Here is a 22,396-nt window from a genome sequence, read left to right on the forward strand (position 1 = left end):
TTAACTTGCCATTTTAGCCGCAGTCCTTGGTTACATCAGGCTGACGAGCTTTTCTATGGCCACTCTTAACTTATCTCGGTCGTGGCGGTGCACCAGTTCTGTCTCGGCCAGATCGGCATAAAACACCTGATAGTCGGCTAAAGGCGCAGCGCCATAAGGCAAGATCACATAATCAATAAACTGCATGTCCATCTGTTGTTCACACCAGCCTAATTGCTGTTGCAATGTGTATTGATCTGCTGGGCTTAGCTCAGGCACCAGGTTGGCAATAAATATGACCTTAGCTTGACTTTGCCTAAGGGCGGCTTGCAGCTCGGGCAACAGCAACGGCGGCATAATACTGGTAAGAAATGAACCTGGCCCTAATAAGATTAACTCGGCTTGCTCGATTGCTTTGATGGCTTCTGGCGTGGCAGGCACATCAGGGCTGATCGCTAATTGGAACGGAAAGCTTTGCATTTGATCAACCAACACTTCGCCATGATAATTTTTGCCTTCATTGCAGATAGCCATTAAATCAGCGGGTTGTTCCGTCATCGGCAAAATTTGGCTGGTGACCTTGAGCATATTAGAGATAAGCTTGATTGCATCAAGTGGCCGGATGGAGAGTTGATCTAAGGCAAGCAACATTAAATTACCCAAGTTATGGCCCGCAAATTCCCCCTTGCCCGGGAAGCGATATTCAAACAGCATGCTGCCTATGCTAGGCTCAGGTACCAACTGGTTGATGCAGTTACGTAAATCACCCCATGCGATACAATTTTCACTCTGTCTGATACGCCCAGTCGAGCCGCCGTTATCTGTGGTGGTCACTATTCCCGTCAAGTTTGGCCCAAGGTGAGCCAAAGCCGACAGTAAGCGTCCTAGGCCGTGTCCACCGCCGATAGCGACGACATTATTAAAATTAGCTAACGCATTATTTGGCATATTAAACCGTTTTATTGTTAAATTACGGCTAAATTAACTCATCAAACTGGGTGGTGTAAATAAAATATGCTGTTTGATGCTGAGTTATCTTTGAAGCTCTAGATACATCACCGCGGCTTCAACACGGGATTTAGCTTCGCACTTTTTGAGTAAGCTTTTCACATGAACTTTCACCGTGCCTTCGGAAATGTGTAACTTGTCCGCCACTTCCTTATTACTTTGGCCCTTAGCAATGTGTTGTAAAATTTGCAGCTCACGTTTGGTCAACAAATTGAGTTTAGCTTGAAAATCATTATCTTCCTCTAAACAATTGAGATATTCGATGATCCCCTCACTAAACACCTGAGTACCAGAGGCAGCAAGTTGTAATTGATTGAGTAGATCTTCGGGCTCTGTGTCTTTGAGCAGGTAACCATCGGCCCCCTGATTCACTAAATTAATGACATCTTGTTTGGCGTCAGAAACGGTTAAAATAATGATGCTGGCATCAACGCCTTCATCGCGCAGTGCTTTTAGGGTATCTAAGCCTGACATGCCCTTCATGTTTAAATCTAATAAAATCAATTCGGGTTGATGTTGTTGTGCAAAGGCCAGGGCTTGGGTGCCATTGCTCGCTTCAGCCACCACATCAAATTCGGGCTCAAGGTTGAGTAGCTGCACAATGCCTTTGCGCATTAACGGGTGATCATCGACCACCATGACAGTGATGTTATTTTGCTCCATCTTGAGCCTCTTGTTGAATGATTGGGAAATGTAAACAAATACAGGTTTGCTCAGCTAAGCGCATGATATCGAGCTGTCCCTGCAGTTTGGCGGCCCGTTCTTTCATGATATTTAACCCGTAGTGGTTGAGTTTACTGGTGTCATCTGGCATGCCAATGCCATCATCACGGATCTCGACTTGGATCCGCGTGTGGTCATGATAATGGCATTTCACATCAATGTGTGTTGCGTTCGCGTGTTTGATGGCATTGAGCACAGATTCTCTGACGATTTGCAGTATATGTATGTATTGACCTGCATTTAAGTGGTAGTCATTTATTTCATAGTGTAATGAGATTTCCGCCTCAGTTTGGGGCTTTAATTGCGTTAACATGGCCTCTAACGCGCTGGATAAATTGGCTTCATCCACCTTAAGACGAAATGTACTGAGCAACTCTCGCAGTTGCTTATAAGTGTTGGCAACACCTAGGTCGATTTCTTGACTGATGGCTTGGGCTTTTACACTGTCTTGTTGGGTAATGGCGCGTTTAAGTAAGGTACATTGGATCCGCAAAAATGATAGAGACTGGGCAATAGAGTCATGCAGTTCCCGTGCAATGACACCGCGCTCTTCCATCAGTGCCATGCGCTGGGTCTGTAAACGAATATCTTGCTGCTTAATGGCTTGTCCTAGTAAGAAGGCAAAGCTATCTAACACCACCATGTCGACATGTTGATTTTTTTGGATCTCTAAATGGATCTGTTGTTTTGCATCGCGACTCACCTCGATGCGAATAATGTCATCGCATTGATCTGTCCATGGCGAGGTACTGTAAATAAAGCGTGGGGTGTCCGCGTGAGTGTGCAGTTCAAGTCGCGCCGATCTAAGTAGCTGTTGATAGATCAATTGATCCAGGGCTTTGATTAAATCTCGTTCAGATAAATCGGCTACGCTCAGTTGCTGAGAGATATTATAGAGAAAGCTGACGGTTTGATTGGCTTTGGCTAACTCTTGGGTCTTTTGATTGACTTGATTTTCCATCTCCAAGTAAAGCTGCTTTAGCTCTTTTGACATATGTTGAAATGCTTGGCCGAGGGCGCCTATTTCTTGGTCTTTGGCAATGGCAAAGTCGCTGTCGAATTGGCGCGCTTTGACTTGCTCCGTGGCAGCCATAAGTTGATGCAAGGGCTCAACCACTCTAACGCGCATGAGATTCATTAGATAAGCACAGATCATTAAAATAGCGCCAAGGCCGATGATTTGAGCGAGAAATAATAATCGAATTTTGGCTTCGGAGTAGTTTTGCAGTGACAGTACAAAACGATCGATTAAGGAAACAAAGGCCACTAAGTTTTGGTTGTACGCTTGCTCATTGCCTTGCTCAAGCAAGCTTCGCATGCGCTGCCATTGCAACACGACTTGATGATAGTCATTGAGTATGGTGGTGGGGTAATACCACGCCTTCACTTCGGTTAGTGGTGCCTTAAACAGCGAGGCTTCAAACTTGTCAATATTGTGAGCGGTCTGCTCTGGCGCTCGTTGTAGTTGGTAGGCGATCCGATAGCTTTGCATCCTTAATGAGCCCGCGACATTGATCATGCTGGCATCTTTTAAGTTGGTACTTTCAATGCTTAAGGTTAACCCCGCTTGCAAGACCGATAAGGTAAAAATGAGCAATAAGGCATAGCGTAATGATGAGGTGGCAGATTGGTGAAATTGACGGATTTTCATTATCACTTAATAGGTAAATAGGGCATTTTGCGGCTCATTTTAACCAAAATAAGCGCGATTGACTGGGAACTATCTCGGATATCTGTTATACCAAAAGAAACGATGAACTCCGAGTCTCATTTGTCTAAGTCGAAGATATGACGGTGTGACCGCTTCAGTGCTCTTTTATCGAACGCTGAGAAGGGTTATTTCAGAAATGATTTAGCCTCCCGATTTGGAAAGGTGTTTATGCCCCAACTGGTTGATCAATATCAGCGTAAGTTTGAGTACTTGCGTCTGTCTATTACTGATGTGTGTAATTTTAAATGCACTTATTGCTTGCCTGATGGTTACCACCGTCAACATAAAAAGGCATTTTTAACCTTGCCTGAAATACGCCACCTTGTTGCGGGGTTTGCCACTATGGGAACCCAAAAAGTGCGCATTACGGGGGGGGAGCCGTCACTGCGACGCGATTTATGTGACATTCTCGAAACCGTTAAAACTACCCCTGGCATCGCAAAAGTGGCCATGACCACCAATGGTTATCGGATGGCGCGCGATGTCGCTGACTGGCGCAGATCGGGTCTTGATGCCATTAATGTGAGCATGGATAGCCTAGACGCGAAGATGTTCCATCAGATCACAGGTGAAAACTTATTGCATAAAGTGATGTCGGGCATTGACGCTGCGTTTGATGCGGGATTTGAGCAAGTTAAAGTGAATACGGTGTTAATGAAGGGCTTAAACAGCCATGAATTAGGCGCGTTTTTGGCTTGGATCAAACCGAGAAATATTCAATTACGATTTATTGAGCTGATGCAAACCGGTGATAATCCGGCCCTGTTCCATGCTCATCATGTCAGTGGTGCAACTATCATGGCACAGTTATTGGAGCAAGGCTGGATTGAAAAGGTTCGTCAACCTACCGATGGGCCTGCGCGCGTGTTTTGCCATCCTGATTATCAAGGTGAAATTGGGTTGATTATGCCTTATGAGTCTCACTTTTGTGACAGCTGTAATCGGCTAAGGGTATCGGCATTGGGCCGTTTGCACTTGTGTTTATTTGGTGAGCAGGGCTCAGAATTGCGGCCTTTGCTACAACACTCACACCAGCAACCTGAGTTGCAGCAAGCGCTATTGACCGCATTGGCGACTAAAGGGCCAAGTCATCACCTCGCTCAAGGCGACGTCGGTGGAACCCAACACCTCGCTTCTGTTGGTGGTTAGGCCTAAAGTGTGATCAAGGCATCCTCTTGGTCTTGATCTAACTCAATTTAACCCTCTATTACCCCCTGATAGGTATATCCCTATTACTGGTATGTGATTAAAGTAAATTAGATATGATTTACTTTGATTTTATTTGTTCTCTGGATCCACTCATTCAATTTATTCATTGAGCTTTAAGATTTAACCAGTAAAAAATCAAAGGCAGATAAGCTTGAGAGGCGATGTGGCAGATTTAACGAAAAGACGTTTATTTAGCCGTGAACAAGCCATTGCGCTGGTGGCGTTGCCTTGGCGTGATCAATCGGTGAGTTTTACCGATGGCTGTAGTCGTTGCGGTGAATGTATCTCGGCTTGCGAAACGCAGATCATCGTCAAAGGGGATGGTGGTTTCCCCTCCTTAGATTTTAATCAAGGTGAGGGAGAGTGCAGTTTTTGCAAACAATGCGCCACCGTCTGTCCTGAGCCATTATTTGATCTTTCACAGTCCGAGCCATGGCAACTAAAAGCACAAATAAAAGAAAGCTGTTTAGCCAATCAAGATGTCTACTGCCGCAGCTGTGGTGAGCAATGTGAAACCCAAGCGATCTCATTTAAGCCTGGAATAAGTTCAACGCCGTTAATCTCCTTGGCCGATTGCACTGGATGCGGCGCGTGTCTATCGGTGTGCCCGGTGGATGCTATTGCACTTAATCCCCCAGAATGATGACCATAATGGGGAGCATAATGGTGACCATAATGGTAAATAGCAACTATGTTTAATCAATACGAAAAAATGGGTCAGTGATGCAACCAAAAGAATGCCATATCTCGAGTCTAGTGGTTTATTGTGCGCCGGAGCGTGAGGCTGATGTGGCGCAGGCAATAGGGCAGCTAGCCGAGGCAGAAATCTATGCTCGAGAGGGTGGTAAGTTGGTGGTGGTCATCGAAAGCAGTGGCAAAAGTCATATTCTTGCCACTGTTGAAACCCTTAATAATATCGAAGGTGTGATTAATACCGCGCTGGTCTATCACCAATTCGAAGAGCTGGCTGACACAACTGATGTGTCAACCGAAGCGCACTGTGTGCAATGTGAGGATAACCAATGATGAAACTGACTCGACGCGCGTTTGTCAAAGCGAATGCCGCCGCTTCTGCAGCAGCAGTCGCAGGCATTGCATTACCCGCTTCGGCAAGCAATCTAATTGCCAGTAAAGATGTAACTAAAATCAAATGGGAAAAAGCGCCGTGCCGTTTTTGCGGAACGGGCTGTAGTGTGATGGTGGGTACCCAAGACGGCCGAGTGGTCGCGACCCAAGGTGACCCTGATTCTGAAGTGAATAAAGGCTTAAATTGTATAAAAGGCTATTTCCTATCGAAAATCATGTACGGAAAAGACCGTCTGCAAACCCCTTTATTGCGGATGAAAGACGGTCAATACCATAAAGAAGGTGACTTCACGCCTGTGAGCTGGGATCAAGCCTTTGATGTGATGGCAGACAAGTTTAAGCAAGCCTTGAGAGACAAAGGTCCGACGTCGGTGGGCATGTTTGGCTCGGGTCAGTGGACGGTATGGGAAGGCTATGCCGCAGCCAAATTAATGAAAGCCGGCTTTTTATCTAACAATATCGACCCCAATGCTCGTCACTGTATGGCGTCAGCCGTGGTTGGTTTTATGCGCGCTTTCGGTATTGATGAGCCCATGGGCTGTTATGATGATATCGAAGCAGCAGACGCCTTTGTGCTGTGGGGCTCAAACATGGCGGAGATGCACCCCATTCTTTGGTCACGCCTCACAGATCGCCGTTTATCAAACCCTCATGTTAAAGTTCACGTGTTGTCTACCTTTGAACATCGTAGCTTTGAACTGGCTGATAATGGCATTGTTTTTACGCCACAATCAGACTTAGCGATTTTGAACTACATCGCTCATTACATTATTGAAAATGACAAGGTCAACTGGGACTTTGTTAATAAGCATACGGTATTTAAGCGCGGCGCTACCGACATAGGTTATGGCCTTCGCCCTGAGCATCCATTGCAAAAAGCGGCAACAAATCCAGATAGCGGTGACATGACGGACATGACATTTGAGGAATACAAAGCCTTCTTGTCTGATTACACCCTTGAAAAAACCGTTGAGCTATCCGGCGTACCCGCCGAGAAGTTGCAGGCATTGGCAGAGTCTTATGCCGATCCTAAGCAAAAAGTGACTTCGTTTTGGACCATGGGTTTCAACCAACATACGCGCGGCGTTTGGGCTAATAACTCGGTTTACAATATCCACCTTTTGACGGGTAAAATTTCTGAGCCCGGCAACAGTCCGTTCTCGTTAACGGGTCAGCCATCAGCTTGCGGTACCGCACGTGAAGTAGGGACGTTTGCTCACCGTTTACCGGCTGATTATGTGGTGATGAATCCTAAGCACCGAGCAAAAGCGGAAAAAATCTGGAAACTACCGGAAGGCACTATTCCACCTAAGCCGGGTTATCATGCTGTGTTACAAAATCGCATGCTTAAAGATGGCAAACTCAATGCTTATTGGGTGATGTGTAACAACAACATGCAAGCTGCGCCAAATATCAATGAAGAGAGCTTGCCGGGCTATCGTAACCCAGCCAACTTTATTGTTTGTAGTGATCCTTACCCAACAGTCACCGCACAAGCCGCCGATTTGATTTTACCGACGGCCATGTGGGTTGAAAAAGAAGGCGCATATGGCAACGCCGAGCGTCGCACCCAATTTTGGCACCAACAAGTGTCAGCGCCGGGTCAAGCGAAATCCGACTTGTGGCAATTAATGGAGTTTTCGAAACGCTTCAAAGTGGAAGAAGTGTGGCCTCAAGAGTTAATCGATAAACAACCTGAAGTTAAAGGTAAGACCTTATTTGATGTGCTTTATCGCAACGGCAATGTGGATGCCTACAGCTTAGACGAAGTCAAAGAATCGCAGTTAAACGATGAAGCGCGTCATTTCGGTTTTTATGTGCAAAAAGGGTTATTTGAAGAATACGCCCAGTTTGGTCGTGGCCATGGCCATGATTTAGCGCCTTTTGATGTTTATCATCAAGTACATGGTTTGCGGTGGCCCGTGGTTGACGGCAAAGAAACCTTATGGCGCTACCGCGAAGGTCACGATCCTTATGTGAAACCAGGCAAAGGGGTTGATTTTTACGGCAAGCCTGATGGTCGTGCTTTCATCATCGCGACGCCTTATGAGCCAGCAGCCGAAGCACCCGATGCCGAGTACGATTTATGGTTAAGCACGGGTCGAGTACTAGAACATTGGCATTCAGGAACGATGACCAGAAGGGTGCCAGAGCTCTATAAAGCTTTTCCTGATGCCGTGGTGTTTATGCATCCAAACGACGCCAAGAAACGAGGCCTGCGCCGTGGTGATGAGATAGTCATGTCAAGCCGGCGAGGAGAGCTGCGCTCTCGGGTGGAAACGCGCGGCCGAAATCGCCCACCTGAAGGCTTGGTCTTTATGCCTTGGTTTGATGCTAAGCAGTTAACCAACAAGTTGACGTTAGATGCCACGGATCCCTTGTCTAAAGAAACCGACTTTAAAAAGTGCGCAGTGAAAATTGTTAAAGCCTAGGCTGTCTAACGGTGGAGAATCGAGAATGAAAAAACAAATAGTTGCAGCGGTTTTATTCGCTTGTACTAGTGCTTTTTTAAGCACCTCTGCGCTGGGCACGCCCGAGAGCAAACCTGACGCTGAAATTAACAATGGTGGTGTGGCCTCTCTGCGCGGGAATGTTGAGTTGAACACTCAGCAACAACCCGAGGCGTTGAAAAAGGTGATTGCGGATCGCGGGCCTATTGAGCGCCAATACGTGCATCAGCCGCCTATGATCCCTCATAACATACGCCATTATGAGGTGGACCTGAATGCAAACAAGTGCTTGTCCTGCCACAGTTGGAAAAATGCGCGCGAATCGGGAGCGACGAAGATCAGCCCCACGCATTTTGAAACCCGAGAAGGGATGACCCTGTCGGATGTTTCTCCAAGACGTTACTTCTGCTTGCAATGCCATGTACCGCAAGCCGATGCCGCGCCCTTGGTGGAAAATGAGTTTAAACCTGTTGATGCCCTTAATTAGCGATCACTATCATCACCTTATTTAAGGGGGGAATATGTTTAAAAAATTAATCGCTTGGTTGAAGCAGATGTGGTTAATCATGCGCTCACCGAGTTCGGCGTCACTGGGATTTATTCTCTTTCTGGGCTTTTTTGGCGGTATCATCTTTTGGGGTGGATTTAACACCGGGATGGAAGCCACCAACACGGAGGCTTTTTGTTCAGGTTGCCACGCTCCTATTGTTGAAGAAATTCAAGAAACGATACACTATTCAAACCGCTCAGGGGTGAGAGCTATTTGTTCCGACTGTCATGTGCCTCATAATTGGACCGATAAAATGATCCGTAAGGTGCAGGCAAGTAAAGAGCTGGTAGCTTTTGCCATGGGCACCATAGATACGCCTGAGAAATTCTATGAACGTCGTCGTCATTTAGCGGATCGTGAATGGGCGCGTATGAAGAAGAATAACTCTCAGGAATGTCGAAATTGTCATGAGTTTGCCTTTATGGACTTTTCTGAACAGGGGCCTCGCAGCGTAAGTATGCACTCAACGGCACTCGCCAGTGGTGATAAAACCTGCATCGATTGTCACAAAGGTATTGCACATAAACTACCCGATATGCAAGGCGTTGAGGGGTGGTAATCGCATATTGATAACGCAGCGATACACGTAATAAGCTATGCTGCGTTATCAAATATGTTGTTATTGAATAAGCGGCCAGCGCCGCTTTTTTTGTGGCTAACAAAACGAATGAGAGCAAGATGTCTTGGGCAACGAATGAAATAAGCGCGGTGATCTTAGCAGGCGGTAAATCATCTCGTATGGGCAGAGATAAAGCCCTACTGCCAAGAGGGGGGAAAACTCAGTTAGCCCATTGCTTTAACTTATTGACTCAGATGCAATTGGGCGAGTTAAAAGTTAGTGGTCACTATCTCGAATACCCCCATTTACGAGATATTGAGTCAGGTATTGGACCCCTTGGCGGGATAGCCACGGCATTAGCGCACGCGGCTGTTCGATGCCGCGCTTTGCTGGTGGTGCCGGTCGATATGCCGCTACTTACGCCGCAGGACATAGACCGACTGTTGACCGAAAGTAATGAGCTAGGCGGGTATTATCAAGGGGCTTTATTTCCGTTACTGCTGGCCATCACCCCCAGCCTTGAGCACACACTCAAGCAAGTGCTGGCCAACCCTAATGCACAGCTGCGCTCATTGCGCACGCTGCTGAAGCAGATTGACATACAAGAGATAGTGCCCGACAGGGAACAAAAAGTGCGTTTAATGAATGCCAACACGCCGGCTCAGTGGCTTGCGATGACAGCAGAAAAGTAATCTATTATCATTGTGTTATGATATTTTTAAGTGAATAGTAAAGCCGCGAAGAAGGAAGCCTTATGGGACACGTAGAAAAACAATTTGAGCCAGCCAATATGGCGGTATTAACGGTATCGGATACGCGTACCGAAGACAATGATACCTCTGGCGCTTACTTAGTGGATGCCCTTAAATCAGCGGGTCATAACCTTATGGCCAAAGAAATCGTGATTGATGACAAGTATAAGATCCGTGCTGTGGTATCCGATTGGATTGCCGATGAAGCCATTAATGTTATTTTAATCACTGGAGGGACTGGATTTACTGCGCGAGATACCACACCGGAAGCCGTGTCTATTTTGTTTGATAAGCAAATAGAAGGGTTTGGCGAACTATTTCGTCACGTCTCTTATGAAGAGATAGGCACGTCGACCATTCAAAGTCGTGCATTAGGCGGTTTTGCAAATCGCACCGTGATTTTTTGTATGCCGGGCTCAACCAATGCGTGTAAAACGGCCTGGACCAAAATTTTGCAAGCCCAGCTAGACTCACGCTCTAAGCCGTGTAACTTTATGCCTCATATCGGTGTTTAATCCATGAGTGAGTTTAGCCATATTAATCAACAGGGCGATGCCCACATGGTCGATGTCAGTGATAAAGGGAGCACTGAGCGGGTCGCGATTGCTGAAAGCTTTATCTCAATGTCGAGTCAAACCCTTGATTTGATTTTATCTGGTCAACACCACAAGGGAGATGTGTTTGCGACGGCCAGAATTGCGGGCATTATGGCGGCCAAAAAAACGGCCGACTTGATCCCGCTTTGTCATCCCTTAGCGCTCACGAAAGTGACAGTCGATATCGCCCCTGAGCCTGAGCACAGTCGGGTTCGAATCCAAGCTTTGTGTAAATTGTCTGGTAAAACAGGGGTTGAAATGGAAGCGTTAACGGCGGCATCCATCGCGGCATTAACCATCTATGATATGTGCAAAGCGGTGCAAAAAGACATGGTGATCAGCCAAACTCGATTGTTGGAAAAGATGGGTGGAAAGTCCGGCCACTTTAAGGGATGTTATGATTAAAGTTGTGTTCTTCGCTAAGCTAAGAGAGAGTTTAGGCACGCAAGCTATTGAGCTTGAAAGCACAGGCATTAGCACGGTGACAGATGTGTTAGATACATTACATCAGCGTTACCCGCAGTGGCAAAGTGAGTTGGTATCCACTCAACTGCTGGTGGCGATTAACCATGAAATGGCCAAGCTCGACAGTGAGGTGAGCTCAGGCGATGAACTGGCTCTATTTCCGCCGGTGACGGGAGGCTAAATGATTAAGGTGCAAACAGAGGATTTCGATGTTAATCATGAGTACCATCGATTAGCGGCTAAATCTGAAGCAGGTGCCATCGTTACCTTTGTTGGCCTTGTGCGTGATTTAAATTTAGCGCAAACCGTGACGGCGTTGCACTTAGAGCATTACCCCGAAATGACAGAGAAAAGTTTACGCCGTATTGTGCAACAGGCTAAACAACGCTGGCAGCTGATTGATGTAAGCTTGATCCACCGAGTGGGCACCTTAACCGTCAATCAGCAAATCGTGTTTGTTGGCGTTAGCAGTCGTCATCGTGGCGATGCCTTTGCCGCGTGTGAGTTCATTATGGATCACCTGAAAACCGAGGCGCCGTTTTGGAAAAAAGAGCATACGGACTCAGGTGAGACTTGGCTCGACGCCAATGAAAAAGATCTGCAAGCGGCTAAACGTTGGCGCTAGTGCAAGCGAGGGTGATAGCGCCAAGTGCACGCATTAGTGTGCCTTGGGCCCCATCGTTCATCCCTCATCCAAGAAGTTACTTGGTCACTTAGTTTAAGTAATCAGCAAATAACTCGATGGTGACTTTTTCGTCAGCGGCAACATTGCCTCTGTCCTGCTCTAAAATAATAAAGCAATTGGCTTTACTCATGGCGCTAAACACGCCAGAGCCTTGGCTTCCTGTACTCGTGACTTCAATTTCCCCGGCGGAGTTTACATAGTAAATGCCGCGCTGAAAATCGGTTCTTCCAGGCGTTTTGCGCAGGGGGTGGCACACACTTGCGGTTAAACGCGTCGGTTTTAAAGCGCAGGCGCCGGCCATCTTTAGCATCACGGGAATGGCCAGTTGGTTTAAGGTGACTAAGGCTGAAACGGGGTTACCGGGCAGCCCAAAAAAGACGCTGTTAGCGAGTTTACCAAAGGCAAAGGGTTTACCCGGTTTGATGGCCAGTTTCCAAAAGCCAATCTCACCGATTTGCTCAAGTATCTCTTTGGTATAGTCTGCTTCACCGACGGAGACACCGCCGCTGGTGATGACGACGTCGGCTTGTTGGTCAGCTTGTAAAAATGTCTGAGTCAATTGCGCGGGATCGTCGGCAATCACCCCAAAATCGATGACCTCGACATTTAATCGGCTCAAAATCGCACGCAAGCAATAGCGATTGCTATCGTAGATTTGCCCAGGGCCAAGAGGAGTGCCAAGGTGCTGCAATTCATCCCCGGTTGAAAATATAGCCACCTTTAATGGCGCAAACACGTTAAGTTGAGCTATCCCTAATGAAGCCAGCAATGGAATATCACGGCCGCGCAGTATGTGTCCGCTGTCAAACAAGCGTTGGCCTTGGCTGATATCTTCACCTGCCAAGCGTACATTTTGACCCTCGCGAGTGGCTTTTAAGAAAGTGATGCATTGCCCTTGGTCGGTTTGCTCTACGTGGGTGTTTTCTTGCATTTCAACCGTGTCAGCACCTTGTGGGATGGGGGCGCCCGTCATAATACGTACACACGCACCTCGGGGAAGGGGGCCTTCAAAAGGGGCCCCCGCGAAGGCTTTACCAACAAGGGGCAAGGCTGCACCTTCGGCGCAGTCTTGTTGGCGAAAAGCATAGCCATCCATCGCTGAGTTATTAAAAGGTGGCACCGACATGGGTGAGTGAATGGGCTCGGCCAAGGTACAGCCGATGGCATCGTCTAACGTCACCGATAATACTTGAGTACAAGGCGAGACGGCGTCAAGCATCTCGGCTAAGGCCGATTCAATGGGTTTTAAGCCAGGTGTATCGCAACATCCCATGCGTATCACTCCTATCTTTGGCTGGATAATAAATACCATTATGCCCCGCCAGTCTTAATGCGATAAGCGCAAAGGCAATAAAATGTTAAATGTCTCGCTATACTTAGGTAAATACTTACCAAAGGGGTAGTGCTATGGACCATAAAGCAGCTAAGCAAACCGAGGCTTACGAGGTGGTAGAGTCAAGCTATGGCAGTGAAATCCCCCCCAATGAGCAATCCAAACAAGACTTACAAGCGTACCTTGATAACTTACTTGAGGACATTTTTAGTCAGTTACCTGGAAGTTAAAGTTGCAATCTGTGCTGAAAACCTCTATTTATGCCGCATTAGTTCAGTGAAGGAAGAATGAATGTCATCTATAAATCATGCCGCAATGGTGGTACGTGATGCTTTAATTAGCCGAGGTCTTGAAACCCCTTTGGTGGAAACTGGCTTAACGAATGACGATAAGAAACGCCAGATTGAGCAGCATTTTAACGCCATTATGAATTTAATGGGGTTAGACCTCAGCGATGATAGCTTGGCCGAAACGCCCCACCGCATTGCCAAAATGTATATAGATGAAATTTTTTCAGGTCTTGATTATCGCAGTTTCCCAAAGATCACTGTGATTGAAAACAAGATGAAAGTAGATGAAATGGTGCAGGTGTCAGACATCGCCCTCACCAGCACTTGTGAGCATCATTTTGTGACTATCGATGGGCGTGCCACCGTGGCCTATATTCCTAAAACCAAGGTGATAGGTTTATCGAAAATCAACCGTATTGTACGCTTTTTTGCAAGCCGGCCTCAGGTTCAAGAGCGCATGACTCAGCAAATTTTATGCGCTTTGCAAGCTTTACTGGAAACGGATAATGTCGCGGTCACCATCGATGCGGTGCACTATTGTGTCAAGGCGCGTGGTGTGCAAGACGAGTCGAGCCATACTCGTACCACAGCCTTAGGTGGAAACTTTAAATCCAAACCAGAAACGCGTCATGAGTTTATGATGGGGATCCGAAAATGAGCGAGTCAGTGAAACCTCGCATTGTGATCCGTTATTGTAATCTGTGCCGCTGGCTATTAAGGGCCAGTTGGCTGTCGCAAGAGTTGCTGTCGACATTCGCTGACGATCTCGGTGAAGTCGCACTCGCACCGGGAGACAAAGGCGAATTTCGTATTTACGTTAATGAGCAGTTGATCTGGTGCCGAGTGAAGGACGAGGGGTTCCCTGAAGCTAAGGTATTAAAGCAGCGGGTACGAGATGTGTTATTTCCTGAGCGTGATCTTGGACACAGCGACAAGTAAGCTCGTTGCTGTGCCTTCACCCTCTTTATCTAGTTCAAATGTGCATTGATATAGCGCTGGCGCTTATTGGTTTTTAGTTGGTTGAGATCCACCAACACTAAGCCATCAATACAATTGTTAAAATCGGCGTCAACACTAAAATCGATAAACTTAACCCCATCTGGCTCACATACCTCACTGTATTGTTTGTATAGCGTGGGGATAGCGGCCCCCATGTTATCCAATACCGCTTTTAGGGTGGTGAAGTCTTGTTTGTAATTATCACCGGCAAATTCAACCCCCAAATCCGTGAGTAAATTTTCGGGTACTTGATACGGGACTCGCGCGCTGGCGAGCACTTCACCTGCGGGGAAGTAAAGTTGATAAAAGTAGATTAATAAATCTTTGGCATTTTTTGGCAAGCTGTCACTTAAGCTGACAGGGCCAAATAGATAGCGGTATTGGGGGTTTTTGGCAATAAATGCCCCTATACCGAGCCATAAATAGTCCAGGCTGCGTCTGCCCCAATATTTAGGTTGAACAAAGCTGCGGCCTAACTCGAGGCCTTGTTCAAAGTAGGGCAGCATGGCCTTTTGATAGTGAAACAATGACTGACTGTAAATGCCTTCGACCCCGTGTTGCTGTATGACTTGATCTGCTTTGGCAAAGCGGTATGCCCCTGCTATTTCTAGCTCCTGAGCATCCCATAAAATTAAATGCAAGTAGTGACTATCGTAATGGTCTATGTCGCGTTTGGTGCCAGTGCCTTCTCCGACGGCGCGAAAAGACACTTCACGTAAACGGCCAAGCTCGCGTAAAATGGGTGAGCTTTGCTGGTGTTGATATAAGTAAATTTGCTTATTATCTGGGGTTGTGCCGAGTCGCTCACATTGCTCAATGGCTTGCTTAAGGGCAATTCGCGGCTCAGGATGGGCGATAGGCGATTCGGTACGAAAATACCCATTTTTTCCTTTAGCCAAGCGATAAGTTTGTTTTTGAAACAGCTTTACCTTAGCGCTGGTGGCGATTTGGTCGCCTTGGTAGCTATCATAAGGCACCATTTTCCCCACTGTCATTTTGACCGTATTGGCATTTTGCTTGAACATTTCTTTTACCAATAGCAGGGTGGCTAACGGCTTATAAAGCATCGATGTGCCATAAAATAACGCCGAGTTTCGCGCTTGAATGTGAATGGGAAGGATAGGGGCATGGGCGCGGCTGGCCATTTTCAAAAAACCACTGTTCCATTTGATGTCTTTGATGCCTGTTGGTCTCAGGCGGGAAACTTCACCAGCGGGAAAAATAATTAATGCGCCTTCTTGCTGCAGGTGCTGATGAATATTTTGTAGGTTTTCTTTTACTGTCATCCCATTCATATTGTTGACGGGAAGCAGGGTTGAGCGCAGTGGCTCAATAGACATCAGTAGTTCATTTGCAACGACTTTAACATCAGGGCGAATACGGTGGATAAATTGCAGTAGGGCTAAGCCATCCAGAGAACCAATCGGGTGGTTTGCAACGATAACCACCTTGCCCGAAACGGGAATACGCGCTATTTCTCTGTCTGTGGTGCGATAACTAAAGTCAAAGTAATCAAGTACTTTCTCTACGAAATCAAAGCCTGTTAGGTGAGGGTATTGTTGACCAAACTCAATGAACTCTTTTTCGTGAAGTAGTCGACGTAAAAAGAAGGTGACCGGTTTTCGTAACCAAGGTTTGTTATTGATTTGGGGAAAATGCTGATTGACCACTTGATCGACTGAAAACATAAGGCATCCTTCTATTGGGTTAATGAGCGTTGACCGACTGCAAAAAGTGATAGGAGCTTCGGCAGTTAAGTGTTAGCTCAATAGCTCAAAATAATGTGAGGATGTGACAATGGCTTGTCAGAAATATGGCACATTAATGACGGGGCCACAGCATGCTGATGAAATGGAAGGGGCAAAAAAATACCCAGCCAAGGCTGGGTATCGGATTTAAAAATTGAGGCGCTAGGTAGCTTAAGCGAAATTGGCTGCTGCGAATTCCCAGTTTACCAGTGCCCAGAATGCTTTTAGGTAGTCAGGACGTACATTACGGTAGTCGATGTAGTATGCGTGCTCCCATAGATCCACAGTTAGGATTGGGGTAACGCTCTCGTCAGTTAATGGCGTAGCAGCGTTTGACGTGTTAACGATAGCTAGGCTGCCGTCAGCTTTCTTCACTAACCAAGTCCATGATGAGCCAAAGTTATTTACTGCTTTGTCGTTTAGTTCAGCTTGGAATTGAGCAAATGAACCAAAGCTTGCATTGATGGCGTCAGCGAGTGCACCTGTTGGCTCACCACCACCATTTGGGCTTAGACAGTTCCAGTAGAAAGTGTGGTTCCAAACTTGAGCTGCGTTGTTGAATACGCCACCTTCAGAAGTTTTAACGATCTCTTCTAGTGATTTGTTCGCTAGATCTGTCCCTTCAACTAAACCATTTAGTTTAGTTACGTAAGTTTGATGGTGTTTACCGTAGTGGTAAGAAAGGGTTTCAGCTGAGATATGTGGTTCTAATGCATCTTGTGCGTAAGGAAGTGCTGGAAGTTCAAAAGCCATTTTATTCTCCATTGCTCATTTATCCCTCTGTTTTATATCAGAGGTTATTAAAATTGACGTTCACACTTTAGCCTTTTTTTTCGTATTGATCTAGATCAACGTGACCCTAAGCACGCTTTTCTTTAAACTAGGGAAAAGCCCCTAGATTTTTTACGTTTTTTTGTGTGCGCCCTTTAAGGTAAACTAGCCAAAAAATCATGCAGTGTGAGGAAAAAATGGAAACATTAGATAAGATCAAAAGCCAAATCAGTGAAAATACAATTTTGTTATACATGAAGGGATCGCCTAAATTCCCTAGCTGTGGCTTTTCAGCTCAAGCGGCACAAGCGCTGATGCAATGTGGCGAGCAGTTTGCTTACGTTGATATTCTACAAAACCCAGATATTCGTGCAGAATTGCCTAAGTACGCCAATTGGCCTACTTTTCCTCAGCTATGGGTTGAAGGTGAGCTGATTGGTGGTTGTGACATCATCCTTGAAATGTTCCAACAGGGTGAACTGCAACCGATTATTAAAGAAGCGGCGGCTAAAACGGCTGGTGCTGAGTCGTCCGACGCTGAATAAGTCATCTTATGTCAGTTACAAAAAAAGCACCTGTAGGTGCTTTTTTTGTATTTCGACTTTGCTTTAAGCGCTATTTATCTCGCGCCCCATTGGTCTAAAGTATCATGGCGGCAGCCCAACCAAAGATGATCAAGGGAATATTGTAGTGAATAAAGGTAGGCACCACGGTATCCCAGATATGATCGTGTTGACCGTCGGCGTTCAAGCCTGAGGTTGGTCCTAAGGTGGAGTCCGATGCAGGCGAGCCGGCATCGCCTAGCGCGGCAGCCGTTCCCACTAATGCCATTGTTGCCATTGGCGAGAAGCCAAACTGCATACATAGGGGCACATAAATAGTGGCAATAATCGGAATCGTTGAAAACGAAGAGCCGATCCCCATGGTGATGAGTAAGCCGACAATCAGCATGAGCATGGCCGCTAAGCCTTTATTTTCACCAATCATTTCACCCAACGAGCTGACTAAGGTAGCCACGCCATTGGTTTCCTTTAAAACGGCTGCAAATCCCGCGGCGGCTATCATAATGAAACCTATCATGGCCATCATTCTGACCCCTTGAGTGAAGGCGTCTTGGGTTTCTTTGAAACGAATAACGCCGCCTAGGGTAAAGATGGTAAAACCTGCTAACGCGCCTAAGATAATCGAGTCAGCATAAAGTTGTAACGCGAGGGCAACGATAATGGCGATAAAGGCAACCACAATGTGGGTTAGATTGAACTGCTTATTTTCTGGCTCAACGGCTAAGATCTTCTCCAGCGAATACTGGCGTGGCTTGCGGTAGCTAAACATGAGCGCAATGATTAAGCCTAACACCATGCCTGCCACAGGCAATGCCATGGCTAGGGGCAGGTCTGACGCTTGTGCGTCTAAGCCATTGTTGGTTAAATTTGCCAATAAAATATTGTTTAAGAAGATGCCACCAAAACCCACTGGAAGCAGCATATAAGTTGCGGTTAAACCTAAGGTTATAACACATGCAATGGCACGTCTGTCGATATTGAATTGCGCCATTACATGGAGCAAAGGCGGGATCAAAATGGGGATGAAGGCGATATGGACGGGCACTAAATTTTGCGAGCTAACAGACACCAATAAGATGGCAGCAAAGAGAATGGTTTTGAACCAAAACACATTGTTAGTGTTGCTGGTGCCGCCGAAGGTGTTGATGACCTTTTGCGCCAACAAATCGGTGATACCGGAGCGTGAGATAGCCACCGCAAATGCACCGAGCATGGCATAGCTTAACGCAATGGTGGCTCCGCCTCCTAAGCCACCATTAAATGCGGCGATGGTGTCATTGAGTGATAAGCCTCCAATCAGGCCTCCGACGATCGCGCTCAAGGTTAATGAAACGACCACGTTGATTCTTAATAAACTAAGCAGCAGCATCAAGCTGACGGCAATAACAACCGAGTTCATGAAGTGTCCTTTAAATGTTGTGTGTGATGCAGGGGGAGGGCTCTTTGGCCATCTTTCCTGTTTATAATCTGGTTTGCAGGATGTTAACAGATAAATAAACGAATATTTTGATTTATTATGCGGTTTTTGACTGTTCTCAATACTTTTATAAGATGATTTGCTGCGTGCTTAGCCTCGGGACTGTGTTCTCAGTAGAGCCCTACTTAGGGCCCTTTAGTGGCTAAAATGGCATGATGTCTTGGTTGGGGGTCGCCAACCGAGATTAATCTGGGCTGTTTTGCAGTGGCCAGCCACCCAGGGCTTTCCATTTGTTGACCATATAGCAAAATAGTTCGGCGGTTTTTTCTGTGTCATATAAAGCGCTATGGGCGGCTTTATTATCAAAGGCGATGTTGGCGGTTTTACACGCTTTGGCGAGCACAGTTTGCCCCAACGTTAAGCCTGCTAAGGTGGCGGTGTCAAAGCTAGCAAAGGGATGGAAAGGGGTGCGTTTAAGGCCCGTACGTTCAATGGCGGCATTAACAAACCCCATGTCAAATGCGGCATTGTGAGCCACCATAATGGAGCGATTACAGCCATGGTTTTTTTGCTCTTTGCGGATCACCTTAAATATTTCATGCAATGCTTCATATTCACTCACGGCCCCGCGCAGCGGGTTGTGTGGATCAATACCGTTAAATTCAAGTGCCGCTGGCTCAAGGTTTGCGCCTTCAAAGGGAGCAACATTAAAGTGTAGTGTCTTGCTTGGCAGTAGCCAGCCATCTTTATCCATAGTCGTCAGCACGGCGGCTATTTCTAATAGCGCATCACCACGAGGATTAAAGCCAGCGGTTTCAACATCAATAACAACGGGAAAGTAGCCTCGAAAGCGTTTGGCCAATAGTGATTCGCTGATTTTGGTATCTTGGGTCATAGTTAAAGCTAGCTAGTGGAAAAGCGGCTAAGTATGCCAGAATTTTTGTGTGACCGCTGGAAAATATATTAAAGGATGCGCGCATCGCGCCGATACTAGTATTAAGCTGGCCTATACTGGCTTGATATTGTCGCAAAATGCATCATTAAGTGGACAGTAAATTATGGTGAATTGGAAATCCCTGCTCTTGCTTATGTTGTCGCCCGCAGCATTGGCATCAAACAAAATTTACACCGCAGATCTAACCAACTCCGTGTGGGAAGTGACCAAGGCGAACCCAATTGAATGTACGTTAGATCATAATATTCCACGTTTTGGGCATGCAAGATTTACGGTTCGCGCCAGTAAATCTGTCAACTTGGACTTTGATTTAGATGGGCGTCGCGATACACCCGCGACACGACAAGTGACCTTGCGATCCGTGCCGCCTTCTTGGCGCCCAGGTGTCGCCGCCGATGACATCACATTAGCAAAATTTCATGAAGGTTTTGACGGCTATATTAATGGCCAAAGTGCATGGGCTATGCTCAGTGAATTAGAGGATGGTCAGTTTCCTACTTTTATTTTCCAAGATTGGTACAACCGTGACAGGGTGACTCAAGTGGCCTTATCTGCGGTGAATTTTAGACAAAAATATCAAGATTTTACCGATTGTGTCGCAGGTTTATTGCCGTACAGTTTCGACGATATCTCGTTCAGTATTTTAAATTATGTCAAAAATGGCAGCGAATTAACTCGTCACTCTAAGCAAAGGTTGCAAATGATCGGCGAGTATTTACGTCATGACGAAGCGGTCAATATCATTTTGATTGATGGCTATTCTGACAGTTATGGCGGCCGTTGGGGCAACCAACAATTATCCGAAAAGCGCGCCAACAGTGTTAAGACCTACCTCACCGAGCTTGGCGTTGATCCGGCGAAGTTTACCGTAGAGGGGCACGGTGAAAAACGCCATATCGCCGATAACCGCTCCGATGCGCAGCGGCCGAAAAACCGTCGCGTGGTGATCTCGATTGGCCGTGAAGAAATATAGCCGTTAACTAGGGCCTGTACCTTTGGAGATTGTTTTTGCAGCGATTTGTTGGATATTTATACAAAACAATCGTTGTGGGCAGCATCTTTGTGGCATAGCTACCTATGCGAAAAGGCGCTAACGCAGTAGAAATGACCAACAAACGCTGTCCTTTGGATTCGGCTAAAGCCCTTCGGGCGTAAGCATTCTACGCGTCGTTGAGCGGTATTTACTTAGAGTGCTAAGCTACACACCGCTCGCCTTGCCCAAAACGCTTTTAGACAGGGTGTCCCCTCTCGAACAAAAATTAACCACGAAAGGTCAACAGGCCCTAATTCTTTAACCGTATTGACCCGCTTGTTGCGGGTCTTTTTTTATTCGTTACTGCCCATAGCGAGCGAGCCAAGCTTGCTCTAATTTAGCCACCCAGCTTGGGTGAGGCTCTAGCAATATGCTGCCTAATGCTTGCTCAGGTAAACTGGCCGGATGACGCTGTTCTTGGTGAAACAGGGCTTGCTGTGAAGGTGTTAACTTCGCCATGCTGAGCACAGTTGGATCTCCCCATACACCAGGATCGGCTTTACGGGCCTGTGCTTCGGGCGACATTAAAAAATTGGCAAACACTTGTGCGGCTGCTTTTTGACTGGCGTTGAATGGGATCGCTATAAAATGGGTATTACCTAAGCTTCCTTGATGGTGAACATAGCTACGCACACTGTCTGGTAGCTCGCCATTACTGATACTATTGGCGGCATCATTGGGGTTAAAGCTAAAGGCTATGCTGATTTCACCGTCATTGAGTTTTGCTTTTAATTGCGCTTGGCTGGTGACAAATGTCTTACCTTTGCGCCACATAAGAGGGTGAAGTTGATCCAAGTAGTGCCAAAGGGGCGCTGTTACCTTATCAAAATCAGCCTGTTCAACGTCTTGATATAATGCTGGGTTGGCTTGAGTTGTTTCGATTAATGCTTGTTTTACAAAGGTTAAACCATGGAAATCAGGTATTTTCGGGTAGCTAAACTGCCCTGGGTTGTTTGTTAAGAAGTCGAGTAAGGCGGCCATCGAATCAGGAAAAGTCTTGACGCGTTGTTGGTCTGCCATAAACACTAATTGCGCCATGCCCCAAGGCGCTTCCAATCCGTCAACTGGCACGGTGAAGTCCGCAGCGATAGAGGGTTTTTCCGTGGCGTCGGTGAGTTTCATATTAGGTAACTGCGCAGTGAAAGGGCCAAATAGCAGTGCTTGCTGTTTCATTGCCGCAAAATTTTCACCGTTGATCCAAACCAGATCGACTTTGCCTTGATTTAGATTCCCCGCTGTTTTTTCTGCTAAGACTTGATTCACCACGGTGCCGGTGTCGGCTACTTTGACATGCACGACGTCTATGTCGTAACGGTGTTTGGCTTCATCGGATGCCCATTGGATGTAATCATTGATGGATTTAGCGCCGCCCCAAGCGTAAAAGTATAAGGTCTTACCCTTGGCTTGTTGCTCTAGTTCAGACCAGGTATCGGCTTGGGCAAGGCTGTTAAGCCCAAATAGACAGAGGCAAAAAGCCAGATTGACGAGATAACGCATGTTGTTCTCCTAAAGTG

Annotated in this window: 25 protein-coding genes and 1 riboswitch; of the genes, 16 read left to right on the top strand and 9 right to left on the bottom strand. The window is 46.6% G+C overall.

The window, feature by feature from the left end; translation table 11 throughout:
• Positions 1 to 30: 30 nt before the first annotated feature.
• The 3 genes from yvcK to narQ all read right to left on the bottom strand — a co-directional run bounded on the left by yvcK (position 31) and on the right by narQ (position 3,361).
• Positions 31 to 927, bottom strand: coding sequence for a uridine diphosphate-N-acetylglucosamine-binding protein YvcK (yvcK, locus tag K6Y21_RS01240; protein ID WP_233069774.1), 897 nt, complete (start codon positions 925 to 927; stop codon positions 31 to 33).
• 84 nt (positions 928 to 1,011) lie between these two features.
• Positions 1,012 to 1,650, bottom strand: coding sequence for a two-component system response regulator NarL (narL, locus tag K6Y21_RS01245; protein WP_233069775.1), 639 nt, complete (start codon positions 1,648 to 1,650; stop codon positions 1,012 to 1,014).
• Positions 1,637 to 3,361, bottom strand: coding sequence for a nitrate/nitrite two-component system sensor histidine kinase NarQ (narQ, locus tag K6Y21_RS01250; protein WP_233069776.1), 1,725 nt, complete (start codon positions 3,359 to 3,361; stop codon positions 1,637 to 1,639). Before narQ ends, narL begins: the two co-directional genes overlap by 14 nt.
• A 95-nt stretch (positions 3,362 to 3,456) precedes the next feature.
• Positions 3,457 to 3,602: riboswitch (molybdenum cofactor riboswitch) on the top strand.
• On the opposite strand from narQ, the gene moaA reads away from it, so the two are divergent.
• From moaA to moaE, 11 genes are all read left to right on the top strand, one after another.
• Positions 3,590 to 4,570, top strand: a complete 981-nt coding sequence (gene moaA, locus K6Y21_RS01255; protein WP_233069777.1) for a GTP 3',8-cyclase MoaA — start codon at positions 3,590 to 3,592, stop codon at positions 4,568 to 4,570. It overlaps the preceding riboswitch by 13 nt.
• Positions 4,571 to 4,793: 223 nt before the next feature.
• Positions 4,794 to 5,273 (top strand): ferredoxin-type protein NapF, encoded by a 480-nt coding sequence (gene napF / locus K6Y21_RS01260; protein ID WP_233069778.1) that lies wholly within the window; start codon positions 4,794 to 4,796, stop codon positions 5,271 to 5,273.
• A gap of 80 nt (positions 5,274 to 5,353) precedes the next feature.
• Entirely contained in the window at positions 5,354 to 5,656 is a 303-nt protein-coding gene (locus K6Y21_RS01265; protein WP_233069779.1) for a chaperone NapD, read from the top strand.
• The gene (gene napA / locus K6Y21_RS01270; RefSeq protein WP_233070002.1) at positions 5,656 to 8,148 is read left to right on the top strand and encodes a nitrate reductase catalytic subunit NapA; all 2,493 of its coding nucleotides are present in this window, start codon (positions 5,656 to 5,658) and stop codon (positions 8,146 to 8,148) included. Before K6Y21_RS01265 ends, napA begins: the two co-directional genes overlap by 1 nt.
• Before the next feature lie 25 nt (positions 8,149 to 8,173).
• Positions 8,174 to 8,653, top strand: coding sequence for a nitrate reductase cytochrome c-type subunit (locus K6Y21_RS01275; protein ID WP_233069780.1), 480 nt, complete (start codon positions 8,174 to 8,176; stop codon positions 8,651 to 8,653).
• Positions 8,654 to 8,720: 67 nt separating this feature from the next.
• Complete coding sequence (locus tag K6Y21_RS01280) at positions 8,721 to 9,275, top strand: NapC/NirT family cytochrome c (protein ID WP_432757971.1); 555 nt, start codon at positions 8,721 to 8,723, stop codon at positions 9,273 to 9,275.
• A 119-nt stretch (positions 9,276 to 9,394) separates the two neighbouring features.
• Positions 9,395 to 9,967 carry a molybdenum cofactor guanylyltransferase gene (mobA, locus tag K6Y21_RS01285; RefSeq protein WP_233069782.1) on the top strand — a complete coding sequence of 191 codons (573 nt, stop codon included), beginning with the start codon at positions 9,395 to 9,397 and terminating at the stop codon, positions 9,965 to 9,967.
• A 62-nt stretch (positions 9,968 to 10,029) separates the two neighbouring features.
• The gene (moaB, locus tag K6Y21_RS01290) at positions 10,030 to 10,542 is read left to right on the top strand and encodes a molybdenum cofactor biosynthesis protein B (RefSeq protein ID WP_233069783.1); all 513 of its coding nucleotides are present in this window, start codon (positions 10,030 to 10,032) and stop codon (positions 10,540 to 10,542) included.
• A 3-nt stretch (positions 10,543 to 10,545) separates the two neighbouring features.
• Complete coding sequence (gene moaC / locus K6Y21_RS01295) at positions 10,546 to 11,028, top strand: cyclic pyranopterin monophosphate synthase MoaC (RefSeq protein ID WP_233069784.1); 483 nt, start codon at positions 10,546 to 10,548, stop codon at positions 11,026 to 11,028.
• On the top strand, positions 11,021 to 11,269 hold the full coding sequence (gene moaD, locus K6Y21_RS01300) for a molybdopterin converting factor subunit 1 (RefSeq protein WP_233069785.1): 249 nt from the start codon (positions 11,021 to 11,023) through the stop codon (positions 11,267 to 11,269). The genes moaC and moaD overlap by 8 nt, the downstream gene beginning before the upstream one ends.
• On the top strand, positions 11,270 to 11,713 hold the full coding sequence (gene moaE, locus K6Y21_RS01305; protein WP_233069786.1) for a molybdopterin synthase catalytic subunit MoaE: 444 nt from the start codon (positions 11,270 to 11,272) through the stop codon (positions 11,711 to 11,713).
• 88 nt (positions 11,714 to 11,801) lie between these two features.
• On the opposite strand, the gene moeA is transcribed toward moaE, so the two are convergent.
• Positions 11,802 to 13,046 carry a molybdopterin molybdotransferase MoeA gene (gene moeA, locus K6Y21_RS01310; protein ID WP_233069787.1) on the bottom strand — a complete coding sequence of 415 codons (1,245 nt, stop codon included), beginning with the start codon at positions 13,044 to 13,046 and terminating at the stop codon, positions 11,802 to 11,804.
• Between the two features lie 134 nt (positions 13,047 to 13,180).
• Here moeA and K6Y21_RS01315 point away from each other — a divergent pair, with 134 nt between their 5' ends.
• The 3 genes from K6Y21_RS01315 to K6Y21_RS01325 all read left to right on the top strand — a co-directional run bounded on the left by K6Y21_RS01315 (position 13,181) and on the right by K6Y21_RS01325 (position 14,335).
• Positions 13,181 to 13,336 (top strand): hypothetical protein, encoded by a 156-nt coding sequence (locus tag K6Y21_RS01315; protein ID WP_233069788.1) that lies wholly within the window; start codon positions 13,181 to 13,183, stop codon positions 13,334 to 13,336.
• A 61-nt stretch (positions 13,337 to 13,397) separates the two neighbouring features.
• Positions 13,398 to 14,054, top strand: a complete 657-nt coding sequence (folE, locus tag K6Y21_RS01320; RefSeq protein ID WP_233069789.1) for a GTP cyclohydrolase I FolE — start codon at positions 13,398 to 13,400, stop codon at positions 14,052 to 14,054.
• Positions 14,051 to 14,335, top strand: a complete 285-nt coding sequence (locus K6Y21_RS01325; protein ID WP_233069790.1) for an Rdx family protein — start codon at positions 14,051 to 14,053, stop codon at positions 14,333 to 14,335. Before folE ends, K6Y21_RS01325 begins: the two co-directional genes overlap by 4 nt.
• A 29-nt stretch (positions 14,336 to 14,364) precedes the next feature.
• On the opposite strand, the gene olsF is transcribed toward K6Y21_RS01325, so the two are convergent.
• Both olsF and sodB read right to left on the bottom strand, forming a co-directional pair.
• Positions 14,365 to 16,083 (bottom strand): bifunctional ornithine lipid synthase OlsF, encoded by a 1,719-nt coding sequence (gene olsF, locus K6Y21_RS01330; protein ID WP_233069791.1) that lies wholly within the window; start codon positions 16,081 to 16,083, stop codon positions 14,365 to 14,367.
• 231 nt (positions 16,084 to 16,314) lie between these two features.
• Positions 16,315 to 16,896, bottom strand: a complete 582-nt coding sequence (sodB, locus tag K6Y21_RS01335; RefSeq protein WP_233069792.1) for a superoxide dismutase [Fe] — start codon at positions 16,894 to 16,896, stop codon at positions 16,315 to 16,317.
• A 215-nt stretch (positions 16,897 to 17,111) separates the two neighbouring features.
• Here sodB and K6Y21_RS01340 point away from each other — a divergent pair, with 215 nt between their 5' ends.
• Positions 17,112 to 17,459, top strand: coding sequence for a Grx4 family monothiol glutaredoxin (locus K6Y21_RS01340; RefSeq protein ID WP_233069794.1), 348 nt, complete (start codon positions 17,112 to 17,114; stop codon positions 17,457 to 17,459).
• A 94-nt stretch (positions 17,460 to 17,553) separates the two neighbouring features.
• Here K6Y21_RS01340 and K6Y21_RS01345 read toward each other — a convergent pair whose 3' ends face one another.
• Both K6Y21_RS01345 and rnt read right to left on the bottom strand, forming a co-directional pair.
• The gene (locus tag K6Y21_RS01345; protein ID WP_233069796.1) at positions 17,554 to 18,876 is read right to left on the bottom strand and encodes a Na+/H+ antiporter family protein; all 1,323 of its coding nucleotides are present in this window, start codon (positions 18,874 to 18,876) and stop codon (positions 17,554 to 17,556) included.
• 262 nt (positions 18,877 to 19,138) lie between these two features.
• Positions 19,139 to 19,789, bottom strand: coding sequence for a ribonuclease T (gene rnt, locus K6Y21_RS01350; RefSeq protein ID WP_233069807.1), 651 nt, complete (start codon positions 19,787 to 19,789; stop codon positions 19,139 to 19,141).
• A gap of 163 nt (positions 19,790 to 19,952) precedes the next feature.
• Here rnt and K6Y21_RS01355 point away from each other — a divergent pair, with 163 nt between their 5' ends.
• Positions 19,953 to 20,822, top strand: coding sequence for a flagellar protein MotY (locus K6Y21_RS01355; protein WP_233069809.1), 870 nt, complete (start codon positions 19,953 to 19,955; stop codon positions 20,820 to 20,822).
• 360 nt (positions 20,823 to 21,182) lie between these two features.
• Here the strand turns inward: K6Y21_RS01355 and K6Y21_RS01360 are convergent, their stop codons facing one another.
• A complete protein-coding gene (locus tag K6Y21_RS01360) occupies positions 21,183 to 22,379 on the bottom strand; it encodes an ABC transporter substrate-binding protein (RefSeq protein ID WP_233069811.1) in 1,197 nt (398 codons plus the stop codon).
• Positions 22,380 to 22,396 lie beyond the last annotated feature (17 nt).

The organism is Motilimonas eburnea, from assembly GCF_021295345.1.
In the GTDB taxonomy this organism is placed as follows: Bacteria; Pseudomonadota; Gammaproteobacteria; order Enterobacterales; family CBDFNC01; genus Motilimonas; species Motilimonas eburnea.

Coding starts and splice junctions, on each gene's coding strand:
- K6Y21_RS01355 (WP_233069809.1), top strand. CDS start 19,953: ATGGTGAATTGGAAATCCCTGCTCTTGCTTATGTTGTCGCCCGCAGCA.
- narQ (WP_233069776.1), bottom strand. CDS start 3,361: ATGAAAATCCGTCAATTTCACCAATCTGCCACCTCATCATTACGCTAT.
- K6Y21_RS01280 (WP_432757971.1), top strand. CDS start 8,721: ATGTGGTTAATCATGCGCTCACCGAGTTCGGCGTCACTGGGATTTATT.
- mobA (WP_233069782.1), top strand. CDS start 9,395: ATGTCTTGGGCAACGAATGAAATAAGCGCGGTGATCTTAGCAGGCGGT.
- moaD (WP_233069785.1), top strand. CDS start 11,021: ATGATTAAAGTTGTGTTCTTCGCTAAGCTAAGAGAGAGTTTAGGCACG.
- K6Y21_RS01315 (WP_233069788.1), top strand. CDS start 13,181: ATGGACCATAAAGCAGCTAAGCAAACCGAGGCTTACGAGGTGGTAGAG.
- moaE (WP_233069786.1), top strand. CDS start 11,270: ATGATTAAGGTGCAAACAGAGGATTTCGATGTTAATCATGAGTACCAT.
- folE (WP_233069789.1), top strand. CDS start 13,398: ATGTCATCTATAAATCATGCCGCAATGGTGGTACGTGATGCTTTAATT.
- moaB (WP_233069783.1), top strand. CDS start 10,030: ATGGGACACGTAGAAAAACAATTTGAGCCAGCCAATATGGCGGTATTA.
- K6Y21_RS01325 (WP_233069790.1), top strand. CDS start 14,051: ATGAGCGAGTCAGTGAAACCTCGCATTGTGATCCGTTATTGTAATCTG.
- K6Y21_RS01275 (WP_233069780.1), top strand. CDS start 8,174: ATGAAAAAACAAATAGTTGCAGCGGTTTTATTCGCTTGTACTAGTGCT.
- K6Y21_RS01340 (WP_233069794.1), top strand. CDS start 17,112: ATGGAAACATTAGATAAGATCAAAAGCCAAATCAGTGAAAATACAATT.
- K6Y21_RS01360 (WP_233069811.1), bottom strand. CDS start 22,379: ATGCGTTATCTCGTCAATCTGGCTTTTTGCCTCTGTCTATTTGGGCTT.
- K6Y21_RS01265 (WP_233069779.1), top strand. CDS start 5,354: ATGCAACCAAAAGAATGCCATATCTCGAGTCTAGTGGTTTATTGTGCG.
- moaC (WP_233069784.1), top strand. CDS start 10,546: ATGAGTGAGTTTAGCCATATTAATCAACAGGGCGATGCCCACATGGTC.
- rnt (WP_233069807.1), bottom strand. CDS start 19,789: ATGACCCAAGATACCAAAATCAGCGAATCACTATTGGCCAAACGCTTT.
- napA (WP_233070002.1), top strand. CDS start 5,656: ATGAAACTGACTCGACGCGCGTTTGTCAAAGCGAATGCCGCCGCTTCT.
- yvcK (WP_233069774.1), bottom strand. CDS start 927: ATGCCAAATAATGCGTTAGCTAATTTTAATAATGTCGTCGCTATCGGC.
- olsF (WP_233069791.1), bottom strand. CDS start 16,083: ATGTTTTCAGTCGATCAAGTGGTCAATCAGCATTTTCCCCAAATCAAT.
- sodB (WP_233069792.1), bottom strand. CDS start 16,896: ATGGCTTTTGAACTTCCAGCACTTCCTTACGCACAAGATGCATTAGAA.
- narL (WP_233069775.1), bottom strand. CDS start 1,650: ATGGAGCAAAATAACATCACTGTCATGGTGGTCGATGATCACCCGTTA.
- moeA (WP_233069787.1), bottom strand. CDS start 13,046: ATGGGATGTTGCGATACACCTGGCTTAAAACCCATTGAATCGGCCTTA.
- K6Y21_RS01345 (WP_233069796.1), bottom strand. CDS start 18,876: ATGAACTCGGTTGTTATTGCCGTCAGCTTGATGCTGCTGCTTAGTTTA.
- moaA (WP_233069777.1), top strand. CDS start 3,590: ATGCCCCAACTGGTTGATCAATATCAGCGTAAGTTTGAGTACTTGCGT.